The following is a 26,083-nucleotide window of genomic DNA, read 5'->3' as shown; positions in this document are numbered from 1 at the left end:
CCCGCCTATTGACGGTGGGTCTAACAAGTGCCAGATTCTCCGATGTCAAGTTACGAGCGCGTACCGCAACCAGTGGGACGGGGTGCCATGGCTACGGCAGTGACCAGTGAACGCTCGGCGGAGCTGCAAGGTTTCCGGAGAGTGCAGCGCCTCGCCTACGAGTGCGCGGAGGCCGTGGCGGCCCAGCTGCAACCGGGTGTCACCGAGCGTGAGGCGGCGCGGATGCAGCGGGAGTGGCTGCGCGAGCGCGGGGTGCGGGACTGGTTCCATCTCCCCTTCGCCTGGTTCGGCGACCGTACGGCGTTCGTGAACTTCCGTGTCCCGCTGCAGTTCTTCCCGACCAATCGCCGCCTGGAGCCGGGGATGCCGTTCATCCTGGACATGGCCCCGGTGTTCGAGGGTTTCACCGCCGACATCGGCTATTCGGGCTCGCTCGGCGTGAACCAGGTGCAGCACAAGCTGATGGACGACCTCCAGGCGCATCGCGAGCTGATCCTCAGCGAGGTGCGTGAGCGCCGGTCGCTGCGGGAGATCTACGAGGACGTGGACCGGCTGATGGTCCGCCAGGGCTATGCCAACCGGCATCGCGCGTACCCCTTCGGTGTGATCGCCCACAAGGTGGACCGGGTGCGGGAGCGGCGCTGGTCACCGCGGCTCTTCGGGTTCGGCACCCAGTCCCTGAAGGGCCTGGCCGCCGACGCGGTGCACGGCCACCGTGAGGGCTGGTCCCCGCTGTGGTCGCCGTACCGCTTCTCCGACCACCCGCCGCGGCCGGGCCTGTGGGCGGTCGAACCCCACCTCGGGTTCCGGGGCACGGGCGCGAAGTTCGAGGAGATCCTGGTCGTCACGGACTCCGCGGACCCCGAGGAGAGCGCCTTCTGGCTGGACGACGATCTGCCGCATGTGCGGCGCTGGGCGGAGGAGAAGTGACGGTGCTGACGGGCGCGCGTGAGCGCTGGGTGCGGACCGGCGGGGTCGAGCTGTGCGTGGCGGAGCTGGGGGATCCCTCTCAGCCAACTGTGCTGCTGGTGCACGGTTATCCGGACAGCAAGGAGGTCTGGTCGGAGGTCGCCGCCCGGCTGGCCGACCACTTCCATGTGGTGCTGTACGACGTCCGGGGCCATGGCCGCTCCACCGCGCCGCAGCCGCTGCGGGGCGGGTTCACGCTGGAGAAGCTGACGGACGACTTCCTCGCGGTCGTGGACGCGGTCAGCCCGGACCGTCCGGTGCACCTGGTGGGCCATGACTGGGGCTCGGTGCAGTCCTGGGAGTTCGTGACGGTGAGGCGCACGGAGGGCCGCATCGCCTCCTTCACCTCCCTGTCGGGCCCGTCCCTGGACCACTTCGGCCACTGGATCCAGCGGCGGATGAAGCGCCCGACCCCGCGCCGGGTGGGCCAGCTCCTGGGCCAGGGCGCCAAGTCCTGGTACGTCTACCTGCTGCACACTCCGGTCCTGCCGGAACTGGCGTGGCGGGGACCGCTGGGCAAGACCTGGCCGCGGATCCTGCAACGGATGGAGAAGGTTCCGGCGGGCGACTACCCGACGTCCTCGCTCCCTTCGGACGCGGCCCACGGCGCATGGCTGTACCGGGACAACGTACGGTCGCGACTGCGCCGCCCGCGCGGGGACGCGTACGCGCACGCGCCGGTGCAGCTGATCACACCCCTGGACGACGCTTTCCTCTCGGAGCGGCTCTACGACGAACTTGAACTGTGGACTCCGCAGTTGACGCGCAGAACACTCCCGGCCAAGCACTGGGTGCCGCGTAGCCGACCCGACCAACTGGCGTCCTGGATCACTGAATTCGTGACCTCGGTGGAGGGCGGCCGACAGGAGCCGAAGGCCACCGGCCGCTACGCCGACCGCTTCGGCGGCCAGTTGGTGCTGATCACCGGCGCGGGCAGCGGCATCGGCCGGGCTACGGCGTACGCGTTCGCCGAGGCGGGCGCGCGTGTGGTGGCGGTGGACCGGGACGCGGACGCGGCGGCCCGTACGGCGGAGATGTCCCGCTTGGTCGGCGCCCCGGACGCCTGGGCGGAGACGGTGGACGTCTCCGACGAACAGGCCATGGAAAAACTGGCGGAGAAGGTCGCCACGGAGTACGGCGTGGTCGACGTCCTGGTGAACAACGCCGGGATAGGACTGTCGGGCTCCTTCCTGGACACGACCTCCGACGACTGGCGCAAGGTGCTGGACGTCAACTTGTGGGGCGTGATCCACGGTTGCCGTCTGTTCGGCAGGCAGATGGCCGACCGCGGCCAGGGCGGCCACATCGTCAACACCGCCTCGGCGGCGGCGTATCAGCCCTCCAGGGCCCTTCCCGCCTACAGCACGACCAAGGCGGCGGTCCTGATGCTGAGCGAATGCCTCCGCGCGGAACTGGCGGACGAGGGCATCGGCGTGTCGGCGATCTGTCCCGGCTTCGTGAACACCAACATCACATCGACGGCGCGGTTCGCGGGAGTTGACGCGGAGGAGGAGGCCCGCCGCCAGAAGAAGTCGGCGCGTCTGTACGGCATGCGCAACTACCCGCCGGAGAAGGTCGCGGAGGCGATTCTGCGCGGAATCGTCACCAACGAGGCGGTTGTTCCGGTGACTCCGGAGGCACGTGGGGCGCATCTGTTGTCGCGGTTCGCTCCGGGGGTGCTGCGGAGGATCGCGCGGGTCAAACCGCCGGTGTGAGAGGGCAGTTGGCCAACTCGTCACGCACCGACGGAGCTTGACGAAACCCCTTGAAACGACGGCTCATTGTCCACAGGACCGCCAATTCCCCTGTGGATAACCACACTTGGCTGTGGATCAAACATCGTCCTCAAAATCATTCGCGTGATCCAGGTCTCTCCCGCCACCCTGAGGAGATGAACGAAAGACCCATCGACGACCGCCGCACGGTGAGGGTGTCGAAGTACCTCTCCAAACACCTGCGCCATCAACCCGAGCGCATCGGCCTCACCCTCGACGAGGCCGGCTGGGTGGAGATCGACACCCTTGTCGCCGCGGCGGCGGCCCACGGCTTCCGGTTCACGAGGGAAGAGCTGGACCACGTGGTCGCCACGAACGACAAACGCCGCTTCGCCATCGACGGCACCCGCATCCGGGCCAGCCAGGGCCACAGCATCGAGGTCGAACTGGGCCTTCCCCCGGCGACGCCACCGCCGTACCTCTACCACGGCACAGTGGTCGGCTGTCTGGACGCGATCCGTGCGGAGGGCCTGCGCCCCATGAACCGCCATGACGTCCACCTCTCGGCCGACCGCGAGACAGCCACCCGCGTAGGGGCCCGCCGAGGCCGACCGGTCGTCCTCTCCGTCGACGCGGGCGCCATGCACCGCGACGGCCATGTCTTCCACGTCAGCGCGAACGGCGTCTGGCTGACCCGGACCGTTCCGCCCCCGTACCTGCGCTTTCCGGAGTCGCGCCACGTCACACAGTGACGGTTTCACGTGAAACGCGTTCGGCCGCATACGCTCGATGCATGAGTCTGCGTCTGAGCACCGTGATCCTCCCGTACCGGCGCTGGCACGAGGGGAGCCGTGAGGCTTGGCAGCGGTCGGAACAGCTCGGCTTCCACACCGCCTACACCTACGACCACCTGTCCTGGCGCAGCTTTCGGGACGGCCCGTGGTTCGGTGCCGTACCGACCCTGACCGCCACAGCGGCCGTCACCGACCGGCTCCGCCTCGGCACTCTGGTCACCTCAGTCAAGCCTTTTTCGCCTGTCACAGCGTGAGCAGGGCGGACTCCCTTCGCGGCCGGGGCACGGGCACCTGTGCCTGCCCGCTCAGATGCCAATGAGCCGGACGCGGTCACCACACAGCCGGGCCATGTCATCGACGTCGGACGTCAGCATCGCCACCGGACCCGGCTGGCGCAGTGCCACCTCGGCCACAGTCGCGTCAATCGCGTACTTGTGGCCGTGCAGACCCGCGGCCTTGAGCAGTTCCGCGGATGCTTTCGCCGCGCCCTCGGTCACCGGCCCGACCTTGACGCGGGACAGCGCCCACCGCAGCCGAGGCAAGTTCACCCGCGTATGGCTGACTTCCACGATGGTGTTGGCTCCGATGACGAAATCGGCACCCATGGCATGGAACACCTGGAACATCGCAAGGATCTTGCGATCCTGTGCGATCCAGCCGGAGAGCCCCTGGGAGTCCAGGACGACCGTCTCGACGTGCTCGTTCACGCCGCGCTCGCCGACCCGCCGGCGTCCGGCGTCCCGGAGATCCTGGAGCGGGCCTCCGCCAGCTCCTCCTCGGTGAAGGCCCCGTGCTCCTCCTGATGGCGCAGCAGATCGGCGCCGAGCAGCTGGTGCCGCAGCTGACGCGCCACCGCCTCGGCGACATAACCGGAGACGTTGTCGGTGAGCTTCCTCAGTTCGGTGACCTGCTCGGTCGGCAGCGTCACCGTGATCCGTGTCGTATCCGCCATGTAACGAGCATACTGCGATATGCGCGCCCTTTGGTCGTCTCGCTCGGCAGGCGTCCACGCACGGGTGGGGCCGTGGGGACGGCCCGTCGCGGTCCTGGGACAGTCGTCGTGACGCATCCGGATTCGTCAAAGCCGCCTGTCTGCTGGTCGATACGCATGCCGAGGGCTGCGACAGCCGTTGACCGCCAGGGCCATGGGCTCCCGAGCCGCTCGCGCGGCCCGCGAAAGGTCGCGAGGACGCAGGATATCCACTGCTGGCGGGGCCGAGGCCATGTGTGCTCAAAAGGACGGCCGCCGCCACAGCCGGTTTGGGCACCGAACGCCAGCGGCGCAATGATGGAGCCGTCCGAGTAGCCCCGGTGCGGTGGGAGCAGCAGATGCGGCGAGACGGGAACACATCCCCGTCCGATCTCCAGCTGAAGATCGTGTTGCACGGTACGAGACCGCCTCTGTGGCGGCGCCTCGTGCTGCCGTCCGACACCTCGCTCGGCACGCTGCACGACGCAATCCAAACCGCCTTCGGCTGGCACGGTGGTCATCTGCACCTGTTCACCGACGAGTTCGGTCGAGGGTACGGCGTCGCGGCCGACCTCGTCGATCTCGGTTTCGGCCGCGAGGTCGGCGACGAGGACGCCACCGCGCTCGGCGACGTGCTCGCCGAGGAGGGGGCACGGCTGCGCTACACCTACGACTTCGGGGACGACTGGGAGCACGGGATCACACTGGAGAAGACGCTGCCACGCCCGGCGGACGCTGAACGCACGGTGCGCTGCGTGGGCGGGCGCCGCGCCGATGTGCCCGGCGAGGACATCGGCGGCGTGTGGGGGCTGGCCGACGTGCTGGAACTCCTCGATCGCCCGGACGGGGCCGAGCACGACGTGCACGGCGCACTCGTCGCCGGGCTCCGCGCGGTGGGTTACGATCCGGCGGCCTTCGACCGGGACGAGATCACCGGGCGGCTGCTCCGGCTGACGCCGGACAGGGCGTCCGGCACGGCGAGGCAGCCGCCCGGTGGTCCGGCCGGACGCGGCGGTGTCCGTCGGCTGACCGCCGAGGACGTGGCGTTGTGTACCTGCGGGCGGTGCCGGGTGGGCGATCCGGCCGATGCCGGAGTCGACGGACCGGCCGAGGATGCGCCTGTGCTGCGCCCGGTCACCCTGGCTCCGCAGGAGGACCTTGTCGCCGCTGTGCGGGATGTCCCGCTCTTCGACGCGGCGCTGCGGCTCGCCGCCTGGTGCCGCGAGGGACGACAGGTCACCGCCGGCCGGGTGCTGCGGCCCGCGCTCGCCCGTGAGGCCGTCGAGAAGCTCCGGCTGTGGAAGCTGGCCGGCGACGACTCGCCGTACGCCGATGCCATCGCGCGGGCTCGTGCGTTGAAAACGCTGCGCAGCGCCAAGGACGCGGCCGTTCTCGACGACCCGTGGAGACTCGCCGTGGACGGCGGGATGATCACGATCAGCGGGGGCCGCGCGTGGGGTGGCGCGGCGACCGACTTCACCGGTGAGGACCTTCTGGAGTTCTGGGCTGCCACGATGGGCGAACTGCTGGAGGAGATCGGTGAGAGGGGGGTGCTGGACGGGTGGCACGGTGAGCTCGGCGAGCTGACGGCCGAGCTCACCGACGGACTGGTCGGCCTGCTGTACGACGCCCCGGACGCCGCCTGGGTGGATGTCAACGACCTGCGCGCGCAGGCCCGTGAGGCGGGCGAGAACGGACCGGAGTTCGATCTCTTCCAGGCTCTGTTCGCGGCGTCCTTCCGGGAACTGGGGGAAGGGCTTGCTCTGTTGGGCGCGGTGGAGTATGAGCCCGGTGACAGCGACGATTCGCCCGAGCAGGCTCTGCGCACACTCCTGAACGCCATGGGCGGGCAGGAGCCGGGCAGTTCAGGAACCTCCTCGGCGGCGTCGGACCGGTCTCGGGACGACAGGCGCGGCGACCGGATGCGGCTCACCCCTCTCGGCCGCTACGGGCTCCGCGCCTACCTGATGGAGTGCGGTGTGCCCGCGCCGCTGCTCGGTGAGTACGCCGAAGCGGACGCCGGCGCTCTGCTCCAGGGGCTCCTGGGCTACTCCCCCGAGGAGATGCGCCGAGAGGTCGAATGGTGGCTCGAACACCGTTCTGCGGCGGATGCCGCGGTGGGGCTGCTCGACGCCTGCGCGGGAGACGGCCCCGAGGCCGCGGCGAAGCGCGCCGTGGCCCAACTGGTGCTGGTCGAAATCGACGATCCCCGGGCACTGCGGGTGCTACGGAAGGCAGCGGACTCCGATGTCGCGGGATGCCGCCAGGTAGCCACCGCGACTCTGGGCGCACGCCCCGGGGCAGAAGCGCACGTGGACCCGGCGCGGGCGGAGGAGGCCGGGTTGTGGCTGCTCATCGACGGGCTGTCGCTCCTCGCCGGTCCTCAAGAGAGCGAGGAGCTGGTCCGGGGCTTCCTGGAGAACTGGAACACGGCGCCGGAGGCGCTCGAACAGCGGGTGGACGATCTGTGGCGGGTGGAGCACCCGGCCACCGCGCAGGTCCTCGCCGAACTGGGTGAGGGCTTGCGCGGCGTCGACAAGCGGCTGGCCAAACGCATACGCGCAGCGGCGAACAAGGCGCACTCCCGCCGGTGACGGAAGAGCGGCCGGAACCCGCTGGTGGGTGACGGCGCGTGGTGGTGAGCGGGGCGCGGTCCGGCTCGCTCGCAGAACGATGGGGGAAAGAGAGTGGCACGAGTCGTCGTACGGGAGCCGGGCAGCGGCATGAGGAGCGTGCCGCCACTGGCCGCACCGGAGTCGGCCGCCTGGGCGCGGGGTCTGCTCGACGGCGGCTGGGCGGCGGTGTTTCTGCCTGGCGAGCCCGCCCGCCTCGGCCGACTGCTGCTGTGGCAGCCCGCCGGAGCAGCCGACGGGGATGGCATGGCACCAGCGGGTGTCGAGGCCGAGGCGGTGGAGCTGGTGCTGCCGCACGGCCGCTCGGTCAGGCGGCGCAAGGTTGAGGGCTACGCGCTGCCCGTCGCTCTCGCCGTTGCCGCCCTGACCGGGGCACAGCCACCGCATCCGTCGGCGGCGGCCTGGCAGGCCGCCGTCCGCTTCGGGCTGCGGCTGCTCGCCGACGGCCGTGTCCACCCGGCCCTCACCCCCGCCGGCTACGACAGCTGGCAGGCAGGTCCCTTCACTGCCGACCAGCGGCAGACTCTGGACGCCCTCGCCGCCGCGTTCCCGCCCCACGCCCACTGCCTGCCCGAGCCCGGCCCGGCACCGCTGCGGATCACCGAACCGGCCGCGCTGGTACGCCAGTTCTGCGACGCGGTCGCGGACGAACTGGTTCGTACCCCGGCCGCGCCGCTCGCGGTGGGAGCGCTGCCGTACGCGAGGCGCGAGGCGCGTGCCGTGCCCGCCCTGCGCGAGTGGGCCGAGGAGACCGCCGCCGCGTTCACCGCCGAGGTCGGCGTCTCACTGCGCGTCGACCTGCCCGAGGGGCGGCGCCGGCAGTTCCGGGCGGTCCTGCAACTGCACACCGCGGCGGATCCGGCACTGGTCATCGACGCCGCACGGCTGTGGAGCGAACCGGCCGAAGTGGAACGGCTGCTCGGCCCGCGCGCCGAGATGGAGACGCTGCTCGCGCTGCGCCGCGGCGCCCGCGCCTGGCCACCGCTCCAGCGGCTGCTGAAGGACGCCGCTCCCGATCAGCTCCGGCTGACCGACGACGAAGCCTTCGAGCTGCTGGGTGACGCCACGGACGCGCTGCGCGCGGCCGGTGTCGACGTGCACTGGCCTCGCGAGCTGGTCAAGGCACTCACCGCGACCGCGGAGATCGGGCAGCGCACCGCCCCCGGCTCCAGCGCGGGCGGCCTCCTCGACGCCGACGCCCTCCTCGACTTCCGCTGGCAGGTCTCGCTAGGCGGCGAGCCGCTCACCGAGGCCGAGATGGACACCCTCGCCGAGACCCGCCGCCCCCTCGTCCGGCTGCGCGACCAGTGGGTGGTCGCCGACCCGAAGCTGGTGGCCCGCGCCAGGCGCCGTCGGATGGAACCGTTCACCCCCATGGAGGCGCTGAGCGCCGCGCTGACCGGCGAGGTGGAAAGGGACGGCGAGCCGATCCCCTGTGCGGCGGTCGGCGCGCTCGGCGACCTCGTCGCCCGTATCCGCGATCCCGAGTCACGTACCCCCGCCCCACAGCCCGCCGCGCTCAAGGCCATGTTGCGCGACTACCAGAAGCGGGGCCTGGCCTGGCTGGCCGAGATGTGTGAACTCGGCCTCGGCGGCTGCCTCGCCGACGACATGGGCCTGGGCAAGACCATCACTCTTCTCGCCCTGCATCTGCACCGCCAGACCGACCCCGCCACCGCGGGCCCCACGCTCGTCGTCTGCCCCGCCTCCCTGCTCGGCAACTGGCAGCGCGAGGCGGCCAGGTTCGCGCCGTCCATCCCCGTGCGTCGCTACCACGGCGGCGACCGACACCTCGACGACCTGGCCGGCGACGAGATCGTCCTGGTCACCTACGGGGTGCTGCGCCGCGACCGCGAAGTCCTCGCCGAGACCGCCTGGTCGCTGGTCGCGGCCGACGAGGCCCAGCACGTCAAGAACCCCTACGCCGTCACCGCCCGTGAACTGCGTGCCCTGTCCGCCCGCGCCCGCGTCGCCCTCACCGGCACCCCCGTGGAGAACAATCTCTCCGAACTGTGGGCGCTCCTCGACTGGACCACCCCCGGACTTCTCGGCTCGCTCACCGCGTTCCGCGACCGGCACGCCCGCCCCATCGAGGCCGGCGAGGACCCCGAGGCCGCCGAGCGCCTGTCCCGTCTCGTCCGTCCCTTCCTGCTGCGCCGCAGGAAGTCCGACCCGGGCATCGCGCCCGAACTGCCGGCCAAGACCGAGACCGACCGCGTCGTCTCACTGACCGCCGAGCAGACCAGCCTGTACGAAGCGGTGGTCCGCGAGACCATGGCGAAGATCGAGGAATCCGAGGGCATCGCCCGCCGCGGCCTGGTGCTCAAGCTGCTCACCGCGCTGAAGCAGATCTGCAACCACCCGGCCCAGTACCTGCGCCAGTCCAATCCGTTGCGCGGCCGCTCGGGCAAGCTCGACCTGCTCGAGGAACTGATCGACACCATCACCGCCGAGGGCGAGTCGGTGCTGGTCTTCACCCAGTACAAGCAGATGGCGACCCTCTTGGAGAAGCACCTCGCCGAACGCGGCACCCCCACCCTCTTCCTGCACGGCGGCACCCCCGTCCTGCGGCGCGAGGAGATGGTGGAACGCTTCCAGCGCGGCGAAGTGCCGGTGTTCCTGCTGTCGCTGAAGGCGGCGGGCACCGGACTCAACCTCACCCGCGCCACCCACGTCGTGCACTACGACCGCTGGTGGAACCCGGCCGTCGAGGACCAGGCCACCGACCGCGCCTACCGCATCGGCCAGGACAAGCCCGTCCAGGTACACAAGCTCATCGCCGAGGGCACCGTGGAGGACAAGGTGGCGAAGCTGCTGGAATCCAAACGCGCGCTCGCCGACGCCGTGGTCGGTTCCGGCGAGGCCGCTCTGACCGAACTGTCCGACGCCGACCTCGCCGAACTCGTCGCCCTCGGGAGGCAGTCATGAGCCCCTCGGTCCCCGGCCCGCGCCGCGCGCCCGTCCGCGGCAGGCGTGCCTTCGCCGCGACATGGTGGGGCCAGGCGTGGGTGGCGGCCCTGGAGGACTCCACCCTGGACGCCGGGCGCCTGTCACGCGGACGCACCTACGCCCGCAAGGGCATGGTCGGCGCGACCACCGTGGCCCCGGGCCAGGTCAAGGCAGCTGTCCAGGGAAGCCGGCCGCGCCCGTACCGCTCCTCGGTCCACCTGCCCGTCCTCACCGGCGCCCAGTGGGACACCCTCCTCGACACCATCGCGGCCCGAGCCGGGCATCTCGCCGCGCTCCTCGACGGCGAGATGCCCGCCGAACTCGTCGACGACGCCCGCCAGGCAGGCGTCCCCCTGCTGCCGCAGCCCACCGAACTCGACCCGGACTGCTCCTGCCCCGACTGGGGATACCCCTGCAAACACGCCGCCGCCCTCTGCTACACCATCGCCGCCACCATCGACGCCGACCCGTTCGTCCTCTTCGCGTTGCGCGGCCGCAGCCGCGAGGAGGTCCTCGTCCAGCTGCGCGCACGCCGTACGGCAACCCAGGAGACCGTGAGTCCACCGGCCTCGACCGGCATCCCGGCCGCCGCCGCGTACACCCGCTGGGCCGAACACGCCCACGAGTTGCCCGGCGCCCCCGAACCGACCATCCACACCGTCGCGCTCCCCGTCACCCCGCCATCCGGTAGCGGCCTGGCCACCACGGACCTGGAGCGCCTCATGACCGACGTCGCCGCCCGCGCCACGCGGCTCCTCGCGGGCGACACCGCCAGCCTGCACCTGACCCAGCACCAGGACGCGGTACGGATCGCCGCGAGCGGCCCCGGACCCGAGTGGTTCCACCGCCTGATCGAGAACACCGGCGCCAAACCGACCGCGTTCGCCCGCCTCACCCGCGCCTGGCGCCACGGGGGCGCGATGGGCCTCACCGTCGCCGAACAACCCCACACCCCCGACCCGTCGGCGATGGCAGCGGCCCGCACCGCACTGACCACAGCCCTCACCGAGATGACCGACGCCCACGTCCCCCTCAGGGCCTGGCGCAACCGCCTCACCCTCACCGCCCACGGCATCCAGCTGCGCCTGGGCCCCGACGCCCGCTGGTACCCCTACCTCCAGGATGACGACGGTGAATGGTGGCCCGCGGTACCGGCCGACCCCGACCCCGTTGCCGCGCTCACCGCGGTCTGGCAGCAGCGCCAGTGAGCCGAGGGGACCAAGTTCACGTCAGTCAAGCCGTTTTCGCCTATCACATCCTGACCTGCAGGTTCCCGCGCAGGGTGATCGTCATGGCGGCGAGAGGAACGCGTAGGCGGACTGGCCGTCAGCCATGACGGTGTCCTCTCGCAGCGCGCGCCAGGCAGGGTGTTGAGGATGGTCGCGTCCCGCGTCGTGCCACTTGGCGGGACGCCATCTCACGCGACGGCCAGCCCCGACACGGCACGGGACATATCGGGCAGCCAGCCGACCATCGCGACGATGCCAGCCTTTGGAAGAATCGAGGCTGGCGCGCACCAATTCACCAAGGCGTACGACAGAAAGCGCGTCGTGCGCGGTCATGTTCCTCAGCCGCCTCGTGATTCTTGACCATTCGGCATCCGACAGCCCCGAGGTTCGCTGTCCGCTCAGTGCGGCCAGCAGACCCCACGCGTTGCGCGCGGAAAGCGAACGGCCCCCTGCTCAACCACGGGTCCAGGTCAATGGGCAATCGACAGACGCCGTTGAAGCTACGACTAGCGTTGCCGATGAACTTACCAAGTTGGCGTCACTTCACGCCGATGGCCACTTGACCGATGAAGAGTTCTCCGAAGCCAAGGCGCGAATTCTTCGAGGTAACCTCTGAAACCTTGACGCGATTCAAGAATGGCAACCTCAAATAGTAAGCCAAACTGGTCGCCGCTTCAGAAGGATCCTGATTCCAGCTGCTTAACCGCCTCCGTGGCGATTTGCTCGAAAATGCGCGTGTCCGCGGCGAAGTCCGAGTCCGGGATCGGCCAATGAATGACGATCTCGGTGAAGCCAAGCTCCCGGTGCTTGCCGACGAAGTCGACGAAGGCATCAACTGACTCCAGGGGGCGGCCTCGGTCCGGAGTGAACCCCGTGAGCAGGACCTTGTCCATGGCATCGACGTCGCGGCCGAGGTCCGCGCACGCCTTGCCCAGCTTCTCGACCTGGTCACGCAGGGCCCGCCGGGACTGCTCAGGCGTACCCCTCTCATACAACTTGGGGTCGCCTGTAGTCACCCACGCCTGGCCGTAACGCGCGGCAAGCTGCAACCCACGTGGGCCAGTCGCGGCCACTGCGAACGGCAGGCGCGGGCGTTGCACACAGCCGGGAATGTTGCGCGCTTCGTGCGCCGAGTAGAAGTCGCCAGCGTACGAAACGCCCTCCGTGCCGTCCTCAGTCAGCAGCCGGTCAAGCAGCGGCACGAATTCGGTAAATCGGTCGGCACGCTCGCGCGGGGTCCACGGCTCCTGGCCGAGCACGGTGGCGTCGAAGCCGTTGCCGCCAGCTCCGACACCCAGTGTGACCCGGCCGCCGGAGATGTCGTCGAGCGAGATCAGCTCCTTGGCCAGGTTCACCGGGTGCCTGAAGTTAGGCGACGTGACGAGGGTGCCCAAACGCATCTGCTCCGTGACGCCCGCCGCAGCCGTTAGCGTCGGGATCGCACCGAACCACGGGCCGTCCCGGAACGAACGCCAGGAGAGATGGTCGTAGGTGTATGCGGTGTGAAACCCGAGCTCCTCCGCACGCTGCCATGCGGCACGGCCCCCCTCATGCCAGCGGCGGTACGGAAGGATCACGGTGCTCAGGCGCATACTCATGGCTCACAAGCCTACGGGGCCCCTCGATGCGTCCGGGACGCTCGTCGTAGAGCCGCCCACCCTCAGCGCACGTCGGACCACCGCCTTGGTGCTGCTGCTCCGGTTCCCGCCTGGTCTGCCGGGTGCACATACGTCACGGTGGCCCCCTGTGTACGCACAGCTACCTTGTGAACAGCTACTTCGAGGCGTCGGACTTCGCGGGCCGCCACCGCGAGCTGGGCTTCACCGAGATCGTGATCCACTGGCCCGTCCCGGACTCGGACTTCGCCGTGGACGAGAAGATCTTCGAGCAGATCGCGATGGAGGCGACGGCCCAGCTGGGCTGAGCCGAAGCACAGGTGAGGGCCCTTCCCACCAGACGCGAGGGCCCTTCCCCTTCAGATGTGCACACTCCCGCACGGGCGTGCGGGCATATGCGGGACAATGGCCCGGTGACCTCAGCGACTCGACAGCCCGAGACCCCGGCCGCCGCCCTCCCGCCCCGGCTGATCGCCACCGATCTCGACGGCACTCTGCTGCGGGACGACAAGTCGGTCTCCCCGCGGACGATCGCGGCCCTCGCCGCCGCCGAGGAGGCGGGCATCGAGGTCTTCTTCGTCACCGGCCGGCCCGCCCGCTGGATGGACGTCGTCAGCGACCATGTCCACGGTCACGGCCTGGCGATCTGCGGCAACGGCGCCGCGGTGGTCGACCTGCACGGCGGCCCCGGCGCCCACCGGTTCGTGATGGTGCGCGAGCTGGCCCGGGAGAACGCCCTGGACGCCGTACGCCATCTGCGGGACGCGGCGCCCGGCACGGTCTACGCGGTCGAGCAGACGTACGGCTTCCACCAGGAGCCGGACTATCCGAAGCTGCACATGGAGATCCCGGACAGCCTGGCGCCCGCCGAGCGGCTGCTCGCCGAGGACGCCCCGCACGCCGACGAGCCGGTGCTCAAGATCCTCGCCTACCACCCCGACCTCGACCCGGACGCCTTCCTCACCCTGGCCCGCCTCGCCATCGGCGACCGCGCCAACGTCACCCGCTCCAGCCCCAGCGCCCTGCTGGAGATCAGCGGCCCCGCCGTCTCCAAGGCCAGCACGCTGGCCCTGTGCTGCGCCGAGCGCGGGATCTCGCACGAGGAGGTCGTCGCCTTCGGCGACATGCCGAACGACGTCGAGATGCTCACCTGGGCCGGCCGGTCCTACGCGATGGGCAACGCCCACCCGGACGTGATCGCCGCAGCCTCCGGGCGGACGGTCGCCAACAACGACGACGGGGTGGCGGTCGTGATCGAGCGGCTGCTGGCCGAGCACGGGTGACTACCCGAGGTTCACCTCCCGCGCCGCCAGCCAGGCCGAGGGGTCGACCGCCGATCCCGTCTCCGGGGTGACCCGCACCTCGAGGTGCAGATGCGGTCCGGTGGAGTTGCCGGTGGTGCCGGACTGGCCGATCCACTGCCCGGCATCCACCCGCTCGCCCTGGTCCACGGCGACCGCGGCGAGATGCGCGTACTGCGTGTAGTAGCCGCCCGCGTGCTCCAGCACGATCTGGATGCCGAAGGGCCCGCCACAGGACACCCGCACCACCCGTCCCGCACCGACCGCCCGCACCGGAGTGCCGATCGGCACCGCGAAGTCCTGTCCCGTGTGCCCCCGCGCCCAGCGCTGCCCACCACTGCCGTAGGACGCGGACAGCTCGTACGTCTCCAGGGGCGCCACCCAGCGGCTGCTGAATTGGGTCCCCGGCTGGTCGAGCCGTACCGCGCCCCGGCACGACCCCGCCGCCACCGAGGCATCGGCGCGGCCCTGCAACTGCAGGCGGGCCTCTTCGAGTTTCCCCTCGATGTCCTTCTTCAGATCGGCGAGCTCGGTGGTGCGCTGGTCCAGGGCCCGCCAGGCCGCTGCGGCCTTCTCCTCGTCCGCGGCGAGCCGTGCCTCGGCCCTGAGGCTCTTCTCGATGGCGTTGTTGACGGCCAGGTTCGTCCGCGAGAAGGCATGCTGACCGCGCATCAGCTCGTCCGGGCTGTCGGCGAGGATGATCTGCGCGGCGGCCGGAATCCCGCCGCCGCTGCGGTACTGGGCGCGCGCGATCCGGCCGAGATCCTCGTGCAGAACCCCGATCTTCCGCCGCTGCCGGTCGAGCAGCGCCTCCAGCCTGCGGGCCCGCGCCCGCTGCGCCTCCGCCTCCCGCCGCCCCGCCTCGTACTGCTGCGTCGCCAGTGCGGCGTCCTCGTACAGCCGCGCCATCTCGGCGCTGAGTCCGGAGTCGCTGTCCGCGTCGGCTGCGGCGGTGGGGCGGGCCGCGAGCACGGCGAGCGCGCACAGCAGCGCCGGAACGAGCAGCGGGTGACGGCGAGATGAGCGCATGTCAACGATCGTGTCCCGGGCGGGGGCGTACGGTCCTGTTCAAGTCGTACGGGTGGGGGAACGGTTGGTCCGGACGGACCAGCGGGGCTCTGCCGGAGCGCTCGGGGGGCGCCTGCGACACCACCGTCATGCCGCCGCCGTGCTCGCCGATGCGGGGTCGAATCCGCTACCCCACGGCCACCAACAGGTCCGCCTCCCCCTCCCGTTCCGCCATCGCCCGCAACGGCCCGTCCACCGCCACGAGCTCCGCGTAGGAACCGCGCTGCACGACTTGTCCCTGATCGAGGACGACGACCTCGTCGACAGCCTCAAGTCCCGCCAGCCGGTGGGTGATGAGGAGGGTCGTACGGCCCTCGGTGACCGCCAGCAGATCGGCGGTGAGCGCGTCGGCCGTGGGCAGGTCGAGATGCTCGGCGGGCTCGTCGAGCACCAGCACGGGGAAGTCGGCGAGCAGCGCACGCGCCAGCGCCAGCCGCTGCCGCTGCCCACCGGACAGCCGGGTCCCGTGCTCGCCGACCAGCGTGTCGAGCCCGTCGGGCAGTCCGTCGGCCCACTCCAGCAGCCGGGCCCGCCGCAGGGCGTCCCGCTGCTCGTCCTCGCCGGCGTCCTTCTTGGCGAGGAGCAGGTTCTCGCGCACCGAGCTGTCGAAGAGGTGCGCGTCCTGCGCGCACAGCCCCACCAGCCGCCGTACGTCGTCGCCGTCGAGGGCGTACGCGTCGACGCCGCCCAGCGTGTATCCGCCCGTCCGCGCGTCCAGGAAGCGCAGCAGCACCTGGGCCAGTGTCGTCTTGCCGGAGCCGGACGGCCCGACCACGGCGATCCGTCGGCCCTCCTCCAGGGTCAGGTCGAGCCCGGCGAGCGCGTCCCGGCCCTGCCCGGCATGACGGGCGGTCAGGCCCTTGAGGTGGACCGGGAAGGGCGAGGCGGGCGCCCGCCGGGGCCGCTCCGGCTCCCGTACGGGCTCGGGCGCGTCCAGCACCTCACAGACCCGCTCGGCGCTTCTGCGCACCCGCTGGCGGTATTGCACGGCGAGCGGCAGTCCGAGGACCGCCTCGAAGGCGGCGAGCGGGGTGAGCACCACGACGGCCATCGCGACCCCGCTCAGCCGTCCGTCGGCGACGCCCTGGGCGCCCACGAGGGCGGTGGCGGCAACCGTCAGGCCGGACAGCAGCGCGGTGAGCCCGTCGCCGAGCGCGGTGGCGGTGGCGGCGCGCGAGGCGATCCGGGTGAGCGTCCCGTCGGCCCGCCGTGCCTCGGCGGTACGGGCGGGCAGGGCGCCGGCGACGGTCAACTCGGCGGTTCCGGTGAGCAGATCGGTCACCCGGGTCGCCAGCACCCCTCGGGCGGGGGCCAGTCGGCGCTCGGCGCGCCGGGCCACGGCACCGGTGAGCAGCGGGACACCGGCACCGGCCGCCAGCAGTCCTACGGCGAGCACCGCACCGGCCTCCGGCAGCAGCCAGGCCGTGAACCCGACGGACACCGCCGACACGGCGGTCGCGGCACCGGCGGGCAGCAGCCAGCGCAGCCAGTAGTCCTGGAGCGCGTCCACGTCGGCGACCAGTCGTGACAGCAGGTCGCCGCGCCGGGCCGTGCGCAGTCCGGCGGGCGCGAGCCGCTCCAGGCGCCGGTACACGGCGACCCGGGTGTCGGCGAGCATCCGCAGGACGGCGTCGTGCGAGACCAGCCGCTCCGCGTACCGGAAGACGGCCCGTCCGATACCGAAGGCGCGCGTCGCTGTCACGGCGACCATCAGGTAGAGCACGGGCGGCTGTTGCGAGGCCCGGGAGATCAGCCAGCCGGAGGTGGCCATCAGACCGACGGCACTGCCGAGGGCGAGGCTCGCGAGCAGCAGGGCGAGGGCGAGCCGGCCCCGGCGGGCGCCGGACATCGCGCGGACGCGGGCGAGGACGCCACCCGCGGTCTTCGAGGGCTCCGCCTCGACGGCGGGAGCTTCGGCCGCCGCTTCCTCGATGGCGTGGACCGTGGGCGCCTTGGAGACGGCCGCGGTCGCCGGAGCGGGCACGGCGGCCTGCGCCAGCCGGACCACGCGGTCCGCGATCCCCAGCAGCGCGGGCCGGTGCACGACCAGCAGGACCGTACGGCCCACGGCCAGCCGTCGCACCGCGGCCACGACCTCCGCCTCGGTCTCCCCGTCCAGCGCGGCCGTCGGCTCGTCGAGCAGCAGCACCGGCCGGTCCGCGAGGAACGCCCGGGCGAGGGCGAGCCGCTGTCGCTGCCCGGCGGACAGCCCGGCGCCGTCCTCACCGAGCACGGTGTCGGCGCCCTGGGGCAGCGCGGCGACGAACTCCAGCGCCCCCGCGTCCTCCAACGCTCGCGCCAGGGCGGTGTCGTCGGCGCCGGGGCGGGCCAGGCGGACGTTCTCGGCGATGGTGCCCGCGAAGAGGTGCGGGCGCTGCGGCACCCAGGCGATCCGCGACCGCCACCGCTCCAGATCCAGTTCCGCGAGGTCGGCGCCGCCGATCCGGACCCGCCCCTCGGCGGGCCGCACGAATCCCAGCAGCACGTTCAGCAGCGTCGACTTGCCCGCGCCGCTCGGCCCGACGAGCGCCACGGTCTCCCCGGGTGCGATGACGAAGGACACGTCCGACACGACGTCCCCGGACCGGCCGGGGTAGCGGACGGTCACGTCCTCGAAGGCCAGGGCACCCGACGTCACCTCCGCGCTCCCCGACGCCGGCACCGGCGTCTCCAGCACGGCGAAGATCTCCTCGGCCGCCGCCAGACCCTCGGCCGCCGCGTGGTACTGCGCGCCCACCTGGCGCAGCGGCAGATACGCCTCGGGCGCGAGCACCAGGATGACCAGACCGATGTAGAGGTCCATCTCTCCGTGGACGAGCCGCATGCCGATCGTCACGGCGACCAGCGCGACGGAGATCGTGGCCAGCAGCTCCAGCGCGAAGGAGGACAGAAAGGCGATGCGCAGGGTCCGCATGGTGGCCTGCCGGTACTCACCCGTGATCCGGCGGATCGACTCGGCCTGCGCCTTGGCCCGGCCGAACACCTTCAGCGTCGGCAGCCCCGCGACGACGTCCAGGAAGTGCCCGGACAGCCGGGACAGCAGCCGCCACTGACGGTCCATCCGGGACTGGGTCGCCCAGCCGATCAGCATCATGAAGACCGGGATGAGGGGGAGGGTTCCGACGATGATGGCCGCCGAGACCCAGTCCTCGGTGACGATCCGCGCGAGCACCGCCACCGGCACCACCACCGCGAGCCCCAACTGCGGCAGATAGCGCGAGAAATAGTCGTCGAGGGCGTCGACCCCGCGGGTGGCGAGGGCGACCAGCGATCCGGTCCGCTGTCCGCCGAGCCACCCCGGGCCCAGCGCGGCGGCGCGCTCCAGCAGCCGCCCCCGCAGCTCCGACTTCACCGCCGCGCTCGCCCGGTGCGCGGCGAGCTCGGTGAGCCAGGCGACCAGAGCACGCCCGCACGCGACGGCCGCCAACAGCAGCAGGGGAGTGCGGAGTTCACCGACCGACAGCCCGTGCTGGAACGCGCCGACCACCACCTCGGCGATCAGCATCGCCTGGGCGATGACCAGCACCGCTCCGACCGCCCCGAGGCCGACGACGGCCAGCAGGAAGAGCCTGGTGGCGCGGGCGTGGCGGAGCAGTCGCGGGTCGATCGGTTTCACGTGAAACACACCCTCTTCTCAGGGGGCATGTTTCACGTGAAACATGCCCCAAAGCGGACTCAGTGTGCGGGTTCTGCGATGTGCTGCGTGCCGATCCGCTTGCGGAACACCCAGTAGGTCCAGCTCTGGTACAGCAGCACGACCGGCGTGGCGATCGCCGCGCACCAGGTCATGATCTTCAGGGTGTACGGGCTGGACGAGGCATTGGTGACCGTCAGGCTCCACTCCTCATTGAGCGAGGACGGCATGACGTTCGGGAAGAGCGACAGGAAGAGCATCGCCACGGCGGCCACGATGGTGACGCCGGACAGCGCGAACGCCCAGCCCTCACGCCCGGCCTGATTGGCCACCAGCGCCGCCACCAGCGCGGCCACGGCCACGACGAGCGCGACCAGGCTCTGCCCGTCCCCGTTCTCGACCTGCGTCCACATCAGGAAGATCAGCGCGAGCACGGCCGTGACCAGGCCGACCTGAAGCGCCAGCTTCCGCGCCCGCTCCCGGATGTCCCCGACGGTCTTCAGCGCCACGAACACGGCACCGTGGAAGGTGAACAGCGTCAGCGTCACCAGACCGCCGACGAGGGCGTACGGGTTGAGCAGGTCCCAGAAGGTGCCGACGTACTCGAAGTCCTGGTCGATCTTCACGCCCCGCACGATGTTGCCGAAGGCCACACCCCACAGGAACGCCGGGATCAGCGAGGACCAGAAGATCGCGGTCTCCCAGTTGCGCTGCCAGTTCTCCTCGGGCCGCTTGGCCCGGTACTCGAAGGCCACGCCCCGGACGATCAGGCAGACCAGGATGATCAGCAGGGGCAGATAGAACCCGGAGAAGAGAGTCGCGTACCACTCGGGGAAGGCGGCGAAGGTCGCGCCGCCGGCGGTGAGCAGCCACACCTCGTTGCCGTCCCAGACGGGACCGATGGTGTTGATCAGCACCCGCTTCTCGGGCCGGTTCCGGGCCAGCAGCCGGGTGAGGATGCCGACCCCGAAGTCGAAGCCCTCCAGGAAGAAGTAGCCGGTCCACAGGACGGCGATCAGGACGAACCAGACGTCGTGCAGTTCCATGACTGTGCAGCTCCCTCGGCCTAGTACGAGAAGGCCATCGGCTTGTCGGCGTCACGGGAGTCGCCGCCGATCTTCGTGGGCGGATTGAGGTCGGCCTCGGTGAGCTCGGGCGGGCCGGCCTTGACGTACTTGGCGAGCAGCTTGACCTCGATCACGGCGAGGATGGCGTAGAGCGAGGTGAAGACGATCATCGAGGTGAGCACCTCGCCCTGGGAGACACCGGGGGAGACCGCGTCGCGGGTCTGGAGCACGCCGTAGACGACCCACGGCTGGCGGCCCGTCTCGGTGAAGATCCAGCCCCAGGAGTTGGCGATCAGCGGGAAGGCCAGGGTCCAGATCGCGATGCGCCAGTACCACGTGGTGAGCTTGGGGCCGAGGGCCTTCTTGCGGAACAGGACCAGATTCGGCACCTCGTCGTCCCCGACCCTCAGGGCCTGTGGAAGCAGGAACTTCTTCCGGGTCAGCCACAGTCCGATCAGGCCGATGGTGAAGGACGCCATACCGAAGCCGATCATCCAGCGGAAGCCCCAGTAGGCGACCGGGATGTTGGGCCGGTAGTCACCGGGCCCGAACTGCTCCTGTTCGGCCTTCTGCACATCGTTGATGCCGGGGACGTACGAGCTGAGGTCGTCCTTGGCCAGGAAGGACAGCAGTCCCGGAATCTGTATGGCGACCTTGTTGTGGCCCTCGTCGACGTCGCCGTAGGCGAAGATCGAGAAGGGTGCGGGCGCCTCCCCGTCCCACAGCGCCTCGGCGGCGGCCATCTTCATCGGCTGCTGCTCGTACATGATCTTGCCGAGGACGTCACCGCTGACCGCGGTGAGCAGTCCGCCGATGGCGACCGTGACCAGACCGAGCCGCAGCGAGGTCTTCATGTCGCTGATGTGCTTCTTGCGCAGCAGATGGAAGGCGGAGATGCCGACCATGAAGGCGCCACCGGTGAGGGAGGCCGCGGAGAGCGTGTGGAAGCCCTGAGCCAGCGCGGTGTTCTGGGTCAGGACCAGCCAGAAGTCGGTGAGTTCGGCCCGACCCTTGGCCTCGTTGATCCTGTAGCCGACCGGGTGCTGCATCCAGGAGTTGGCCGCGAGGATGAAGTACGCCGACAGGATCGTGCCGATCGACACCATCCACATACAGGCCAGGTGGATCTTCTTCGGCAGCTTGTCCCAGCCGAAGATCCACAGACCGATGAAGGTGGACTCGAAGAAGAACGCGATCAGTGCCTCGAAGGCGAGCGGGGCGCCGAAGACGTCACCGACGAAGCGCGAGTAGTCGGACCAGTTCATACCGAACTGGAACTCCTGCACGATGCCGGTGACGACGCCCATCGCGATGTTGATCAGGAAGAGCTTGCCCCAGAACTTGGTGGCCCGGAGGTACTTCTCCTTCTCCGTGCGCACCCAGGCCGTCTGCAACCCGGCCGTGAGAGCGGCGAGCGAGATCGTCAGGGGGACGAACAGGAAGTGGTAGACGGTGGTAATGCCGAACTGCCATCGCGCCAGGGTCTCCGGCGCCAGAGCCAGGTCCACGTCGTCAGTCTCCTTACATCGCCGTGATCACAGCGGCAGTGTGCCCCTTATGTCCTGCGCAGCACGGGAGCAACCCGGACTGCGACCGCACGCTTGTGAACGCGTTCACATTCACAAGCAATTATGACGCACCGATTTTCGACAACGGAAGGGGGGTCCTCCTCACACCTTCACGTCAGGGTCTTGGCAGCGAATTCAACATCTTGTTGAATTGCCCGTCATGCAGATACTGATCTCCTGGCCCGCGGGACACCTCACCGCGACCCTCGACGACACCCCGACCACCCAGGCCCTCGCCAAGGCCCTGCCGCTCGTCTCCACCGCCCGCACCTGGGGCGAGGAGGTCTACTTCGACACCGGCGTCTCGGTTCCACGTGAAACCGACGCCCGACAGGTCGTCGAGCCGGGCACGGTGGCCTTCTGGACCGACGGGGATGCCCTCGCCCTCCCCTATGGCCCCACACCGATCTCGCGAGGCGACGAATGCCGCCTCGCGAGCCCGTGCAATGTCCTGGGCCGCCTCGACGGCGACCCCCGTCTTCTCTCGACGGTGCGCAACGGAGACCCCGTGCGCGTGGAGCCTGCTGAACCGACGGACTTCTAGAGCTCCTTGCGGAACGCTTCCGTCACCTTCAGGAAGATGTCGTTCGCCTCGGTCTCCCCGATCGTCACCCGCACACCCTCGCCCGGGAACGGCCGGACCACCACGCCGTGCTGCTCACACGCCGCCGCGAAGTCGACCGTGCGCTCCCCCAGCCGCAGCCACACGAAGTTGGCCTGGGTCTCGGCCACCGTCCAGCCCTGGGCGCGCAGCGCGTCGACCACGCGGTTGCGCTCGCAGACCAGCGAGCCGACCCGGCCGAGCAGTTCGTCCTCCGCCTGCAGCGAGGCCACGGCCGCGTCCTGGGCGAGCTGGCTCACGCCGAAGGGCACCGCGGTCTTGCGCAGCGCCGCCGCCACCGGCTCATGGGCGATGGCGAAGCCGACCCTCAGCCCCGCGAGGCCGTACGCCTTGGAGAAGGTGCGCAGAACGCAGACGTTCGGCCGGTCCCGGTAGATCTCCACGCCGTCGGGCACCGCACCTCCTTCACCTTCGGCGGCCCGGATGAACTCCCGGTAGGCCTCGTCCAGCACCACCAGGACATCGCCGGGCACCCGGTCCAGGAACCGCTCCAGCTCCGGCCGCTTCACGACCGTGCCGGTGGGGTTGTTGGGGTTGCAGACGAAGATCAGCCGGGTCCGGTCGGTGATGGCCTCGGCCATCGCGTCCAGGTCGTGCACATCACCGGAGGTCAGCGGCACCCGTACCGAGGTCGCCCCGCTGATCTGTGTGATGATCGGGTACGCCTCGAAGGACCGCCAGGCGTAGATGACCTCGTCGCCGGGGCCGGAGGTGGCCTGCAGCAGCTGCTGGGCGACGCCGACCGAGCCGGTGCCGGTGGCCAGGTGGGAGAGCGGGACGCCAAAGCGCTCGGAGAGCTCGTTCATCAGGCCCGTGCACGCCATGTCCGGGTAGCGGTTGAAGGCGGAGGCGGCGGCCGTCACGCTCTCCATCACCCCGGGCAGCGGCGGATAGGGGTTCTCGTTGGAGGACAGCTTGTAGGCGACCGGGCCGCCGGCCGCGGCGGGCTTGCCCGGCTTGTAGGTGGGGATACCCTCCAGCTCGGCGCGCAGCTTGGGGCTCGTCTCGCTCACCGCAGTCCTCCTCGCGACCACCGGCGGCCCATCGTCACCACCGGCTTCCAATGCTTCTCACCTTATGAGGATTCGGCTCGGCTGCGTACAGGTGCGGACCGACCTCCTGCGTCACACCGGCATCAGGGGCATCAGGGGCATCAGGGGCAGAAGCTGTACGAAGTAGGGGGCGCGTCACACATATATCTATGCGCCGGTGGCTCGCGCCGTGGCGCGCATCCCTCGTGAAGGTGAGTTGAGACCTCTTCGAAACATCGGAACCTTGGCAGGTGTGCGCACGCCGACAAGTCACGTATTGCCATGGGAGCGCTCAACTCCCTTGCAATCCAAAGCTTCTGACGGTGCATGACCTTGCAGAAACGTGCCTGTCAACCGCTGCATATGCGTCCGCACTACCCCACCGCATGAGCCCTACTATCGGCTCGCCATGACAGCAGCAGGGAAGCACCAGGTGAGCCGCGCGGAGACCGCCCGCCGGGGCAACCGGCCGGGCCGGGCAGGCATCAGAGACGTCGCCGCCGCCGCCGGAGTCTCCATCACGACCGTCTCCGACGCCCTCAACGGCAAGGGCCGGCTCCCCGACGCCACCCGACGCCACGTCCGCGAGGTCGCCGACCGGCTGGGGTACCGCCCATCGGCCGCGGCCCGAACCCTCCGTACCGGAAAGTCGGGCCTCATCGGCCTGACCGTGACGACGTACGGGGATGAACCTTTCACCTTTACCGAGTTCGCCTACTTCGCCGAGATGGCCAGAGCCGCCACCTCAGCCGCGCTCGCCCGCGGCTACGCCCTCGTCATCCTCCCCGCGACCTCCCGCCACGACGTGTGGTCGAACGTCGCCCTGGACGGCACCGTCGTCATCGACCCCTCAGACCAGGACCCTGTGGTCAGCGAACTGGTCCGGCAGGGTCTCCCGGTCGTCTCCGACGGCCGCCCGGGAGGCTCGCTGCCGGTCACCGCCTGGGTCGACAACGACCACGAGGCCGCGGTCATGGGCATCCTCGATCATCTCGCCGACGCCGGCGCCCGCCGGATCGGCCTGCTGACCGGGACGACGACGGACACGTACACCCATCTGTCCACCACCGCCTACCTCCGCTGGTGCGAGCGGGTCGGCCAGGATCCGGTGTACGAGGCCTACCCGGCGCACGACCCGTGCGCGGGCGCCGTCGCCGCCGACCGGCTGCTGGCCCGCCCCGACCGCCCCGACGCCGTCTACGGCCTGTTCGACCCGAACGGCACCGATCTGCTCGCCGCCGCCCGCCGCTACGGGCTGCGGGTACCGGACGACCTGCTGCTCGTCTGCTGCAGCGAGTCCACCGTGTACGCCAACACCGAGCCGCCCATCACCACGCTCTCGCTGAAGCCGCGCCGGATCGGCACGGCGGTGGTGCAGCTGCTCATCGACGCGATCGAGGGGGTCGAATCGGACCAACCGGTCGAGCAGGTGATACCGACCGAGCTGATCGTGCGTACCTCGTCCCAGCGACGTTCGCCGCGCACGACCGTCAGTCCGCCGCGGTCGCCCGAGGAGCAGTAGAACCGGCCGTAAACGCAGGCGGTAGAAGCCCTGCCCAACCGGGGCGAAAGCCGCGGTGAACCGGAGCCCTGCTCTGATTCACCACCCCTGGGTCATCACATGGCGCGATCGGCATTCCTATGATGGGCCCACGACACCGCGGGCCGCTGCGACCAGGCAGTCCGATGCGGTGCAGATGCGGCGCGATGGTGGAGGGGTCTGATGACTCAGGGGGCCGGTCAGGGACCCGAGGTGGAGCGGACGGCGACGTTGCGCGACTTCCGGGTGCCCGCGTACGTCCACGAGACCGGTCCGTACATCCACAGCACGCATCCGGGCGACATCGCGCCGCCGGTCGAGGAGACCTACCCCGAGGGGTACACCCCCACCCAGCGCGACCTGCCCGTCATCAACCGCGGTGACACGCTTCAGGTGACCGTCGAGCCGGTGACGGCGGTGCCCGCGCAGCAGTCGGGCGGCCCCGGTCCGCTGTTCGTCGTGGGCGATGTCCACGGCTACCTCGACGAACTGGTGGCCGCCCTCCAGGAGAAGGGCCTGATCGACTCCGCCGGCAACTGGTGCGCGGGCACCGCCCGGCTGTGGTTCCTCGGCGACTTCACCGACCGCGGCCCGGACGGCATCGGCGTCATCGACCTCGTGATGCGGCTGTCCGCCGAGGCCGCCGCGGCCGGCGGCTACTGCAAGGCCCTGATGGGCAACCACGAACTGCTGCTCATCGGCGCCAAGCGGTTCTCCGACACCCCCGTCAACTCCGGCGCGGGCACCGCCACCTTCCAGGCGGCCTGGCTGCTCAACGGCGGACAGAAGACCGACATGGACCGCCTCCAGGACCACCACCTCCAGTGGATGGCCCGCCTGGACGCCATGGAGGAGGTCGACGGGCATCTGCTCGTCCACTCCGACACCACCGCCTACCTCGACTACGGCCGCTCCATCGAAGAGGTCAACGACACCGTCCGCGAGACCCTCACCCGCAACGACGCGGACGAGTGCTGGGACCTGTTCCGCAAGTTCACCAAGCGCTTCTCCTTCCGCGACGAGGGCGGCTCCGACGCCGTACGCTCCCTCCTCGATACGTACGGCGGCACCCGTATCGTTCACGGCCACAGCCCGATTCCCTATCTGCTGGGCGAGGTCGGCTCCGAGGACGGCGAGGACGGCGGCGGGCCGGTGGTCGAGGGACCGCACATCTACGCCGGCGGTCTGGCCATCGCGATGGACGGCGGAGTGACCATGGCCGGAAAACTGCTGGTCCAGCAACTTCCCCTGGATATCTGAACGTTCCGCGGGCAGACCTCCCCCGGGCCGGAACGGCCGAAGACGACGCAGGCCAGGGCCCAATTTCTGGAAACCCCCTGTCACCGTGTGCCGTCACCGCTCTACCATCGGCTTATC

Annotated in this window: 19 protein-coding genes and 2 pseudogenes; 13 read left to right on the top strand and 8 right to left on the bottom strand. The window is 70.4% G+C overall.

Going from position 1 to position 26,083, the window contains the following annotated elements; translation table 11 throughout:
• Positions 1-87 precede the first annotated feature (87 nt).
• The 4 genes and pseudogenes from RMT89_RS06635 to RMT89_RS06620 all read left to right on the top strand — a co-directional run.
• On the top strand, positions 88-930 hold the full coding sequence (locus RMT89_RS06635; protein WP_315882973.1) for a M24 family metallopeptidase: 843 nt from the start codon (positions 88-90) through the stop codon (positions 928-930).
• A complete protein-coding gene (locus tag RMT89_RS06630) occupies positions 927-2,684 on the top strand; it encodes an SDR family oxidoreductase (RefSeq protein WP_315882972.1) in 1,758 nt (585 codons plus the stop codon). Before RMT89_RS06635 ends, RMT89_RS06630 begins: the two co-directional genes overlap by 4 nt.
• A 176-nt stretch (positions 2,685-2,860) precedes the next feature.
• The gene (locus RMT89_RS06625) at positions 2,861-3,436 is read left to right on the top strand and encodes an RNA 2'-phosphotransferase (RefSeq protein ID WP_315882971.1); all 576 of its coding nucleotides are present in this window, start codon (positions 2,861-2,863) and stop codon (positions 3,434-3,436) included.
• Positions 3,433-3,726 (top strand): annotated as a pseudogene (locus RMT89_RS06620) (LLM class flavin-dependent oxidoreductase); the annotation flags it as partial. The gene RMT89_RS06625 and the pseudogene RMT89_RS06620, both read left to right, overlap by 4 nt.
• 57 nt (positions 3,727-3,783) lie before the next feature.
• Here RMT89_RS06620 and RMT89_RS06615 read toward each other — a convergent pair.
• Both RMT89_RS06615 and RMT89_RS06610 read right to left on the bottom strand, forming a co-directional pair.
• Positions 3,784-4,185 carry a DNA-binding protein gene (locus tag RMT89_RS06615; protein ID WP_315882969.1) on the bottom strand — a complete coding sequence of 134 codons (402 nt, stop codon included), beginning with the start codon at positions 4,183-4,185 and terminating at the stop codon, positions 3,784-3,786.
• Positions 4,182-4,430, bottom strand: a complete 249-nt coding sequence (locus RMT89_RS06610; RefSeq protein WP_315882968.1) for a hypothetical protein — start codon at positions 4,428-4,430, stop codon at positions 4,182-4,184. The genes RMT89_RS06615 and RMT89_RS06610 overlap by 4 nt, the downstream gene beginning before the upstream one ends.
• A 377-nt stretch (positions 4,431-4,807) precedes the next feature.
• Between RMT89_RS06610 and RMT89_RS06605 the strand changes: the two genes are divergently transcribed.
• From RMT89_RS06605 to RMT89_RS06590, 4 genes are all read left to right on the top strand, one after another.
• Positions 4,808-7,042: a plasmid pRiA4b ORF-3 family protein gene (locus RMT89_RS06605; RefSeq protein ID WP_315882967.1), complete on the top strand. Its 2,235-nt coding sequence runs from the start codon at positions 4,808-4,810 to the stop codon at positions 7,040-7,042.
• Positions 7,043-7,171: 129 nt separating this feature from the next.
• Positions 7,172-10,009, top strand: a complete 2,838-nt coding sequence (locus tag RMT89_RS06600) for a DEAD/DEAH box helicase (protein WP_315883005.1) — start codon at positions 7,172-7,174, stop codon at positions 10,007-10,009.
• Positions 10,006-11,238: an SWIM zinc finger family protein gene (locus tag RMT89_RS06595; protein ID WP_315882966.1), complete on the top strand. Its 1,233-nt coding sequence runs from the start codon at positions 10,006-10,008 to the stop codon at positions 11,236-11,238. The genes RMT89_RS06600 and RMT89_RS06595 overlap by 4 nt, the downstream gene beginning before the upstream one ends.
• Before the next feature lie 352 nt (positions 11,239-11,590).
• Positions 11,591-11,875 carry an SHOCT domain-containing protein gene (locus RMT89_RS06590; protein WP_315882965.1) on the top strand — a complete coding sequence of 95 codons (285 nt, stop codon included), beginning with the start codon at positions 11,591-11,593 and terminating at the stop codon, positions 11,873-11,875.
• 58 nt (positions 11,876-11,933) lie between these two features.
• Here the strand turns inward: RMT89_RS06590 and RMT89_RS06585 are convergent, their stop codons facing one another.
• Positions 11,934-12,857, bottom strand: coding sequence for an LLM class flavin-dependent oxidoreductase (locus RMT89_RS06585; protein ID WP_315882964.1), 924 nt, complete (start codon positions 12,855-12,857; stop codon positions 11,934-11,936).
• A 191-nt stretch (positions 12,858-13,048) separates the two neighbouring features.
• Between RMT89_RS06585 and RMT89_RS06580 the strand changes: the two are divergent.
• Together RMT89_RS06580 and RMT89_RS06575 are read left to right on the top strand one after the other, a co-directional pair.
• Positions 13,049-13,183, top strand: a pseudogene (locus RMT89_RS06580) (LLM class flavin-dependent oxidoreductase); the annotation flags it as partial.
• An 87-nt stretch (positions 13,184-13,270) separates the two neighbouring features.
• A complete protein-coding gene (locus tag RMT89_RS06575; RefSeq protein ID WP_315882963.1) occupies positions 13,271-14,158 on the top strand; it encodes a Cof-type HAD-IIB family hydrolase in 888 nt (295 codons plus the stop codon).
• Here the strand turns inward: RMT89_RS06575 and RMT89_RS06570 are convergent, their stop codons facing one another.
• The 4 genes from RMT89_RS06570 to RMT89_RS06555 form a co-directional block, all read right to left on the bottom strand.
• Positions 14,159-15,205: a M23 family metallopeptidase gene (locus RMT89_RS06570; protein WP_315882962.1), complete on the bottom strand. Its 1,047-nt coding sequence runs from the start codon at positions 15,203-15,205 to the stop codon at positions 14,159-14,161. It lies immediately after the preceding gene.
• A gap of 166 nt (positions 15,206-15,371) precedes the next feature.
• Positions 15,372-18,860: a thiol reductant ABC exporter subunit CydD gene (cydD, locus tag RMT89_RS06565; protein ID WP_315882961.1), complete on the bottom strand. Its 3,489-nt coding sequence runs from the start codon at positions 18,858-18,860 to the stop codon at positions 15,372-15,374.
• A gap of 59 nt (positions 18,861-18,919) precedes the next feature.
• Positions 18,920-19,924 carry a cytochrome d ubiquinol oxidase subunit II gene (cydB, locus tag RMT89_RS06560; RefSeq protein WP_315882960.1) on the bottom strand — a complete coding sequence of 335 codons (1,005 nt, stop codon included), beginning with the start codon at positions 19,922-19,924 and terminating at the stop codon, positions 18,920-18,922.
• A 20-nt stretch (positions 19,925-19,944) separates the two neighbouring features.
• Positions 19,945-21,453, bottom strand: coding sequence for a cytochrome ubiquinol oxidase subunit I (locus tag RMT89_RS06555; RefSeq protein WP_315882959.1), 1,509 nt, complete (start codon positions 21,451-21,453; stop codon positions 19,945-19,947).
• A gap of 220 nt (positions 21,454-21,673) precedes the next feature.
• Here RMT89_RS06555 and RMT89_RS06550 point away from each other — a divergent pair, with 220 nt between their 5' ends.
• Positions 21,674-22,057 (top strand): cyclophilin-like fold protein, encoded by a 384-nt coding sequence (locus RMT89_RS06550; protein ID WP_315882958.1) that lies wholly within the window; start codon positions 21,674-21,676, stop codon positions 22,055-22,057.
• On the opposite strand, the gene hisC is transcribed toward RMT89_RS06550, so the two are convergent.
• Positions 22,054-23,148: a histidinol-phosphate transaminase gene (gene hisC, locus RMT89_RS06545; RefSeq protein ID WP_315882957.1), complete on the bottom strand. Its 1,095-nt coding sequence runs from the start codon at positions 23,146-23,148 to the stop codon at positions 22,054-22,056. The genes RMT89_RS06550 and hisC overlap by 4 nt on opposite strands.
• Positions 23,149-23,575: 427 nt before the next feature.
• Here hisC and RMT89_RS06540 point away from each other — a divergent pair, with 427 nt between their 5' ends.
• Positions 23,576-24,688 (top strand): LacI family DNA-binding transcriptional regulator, encoded by a 1,113-nt coding sequence (locus RMT89_RS06540; RefSeq protein ID WP_315882956.1) that lies wholly within the window; start codon positions 23,576-23,578, stop codon positions 24,686-24,688.
• 201 nt (positions 24,689-24,889) lie between these two features.
• Positions 24,890-25,966, top strand: a complete 1,077-nt coding sequence (locus tag RMT89_RS06535; RefSeq protein WP_315882955.1) for a metallophosphoesterase — start codon at positions 24,890-24,892, stop codon at positions 25,964-25,966.
• Positions 25,967-26,083: the final 117 nt, after the last annotated feature.

Source organism: Streptomyces sp. P17, from assembly GCF_032436805.1.
Taxonomy (GTDB): Bacteria; Actinomycetota; Actinomycetes; order Streptomycetales; family Streptomycetaceae; genus Streptomyces.
The sequence above is the reverse complement of the archived record's forward strand: the minus strand, read 5'-3'. Positions and strand labels throughout refer to the sequence as shown.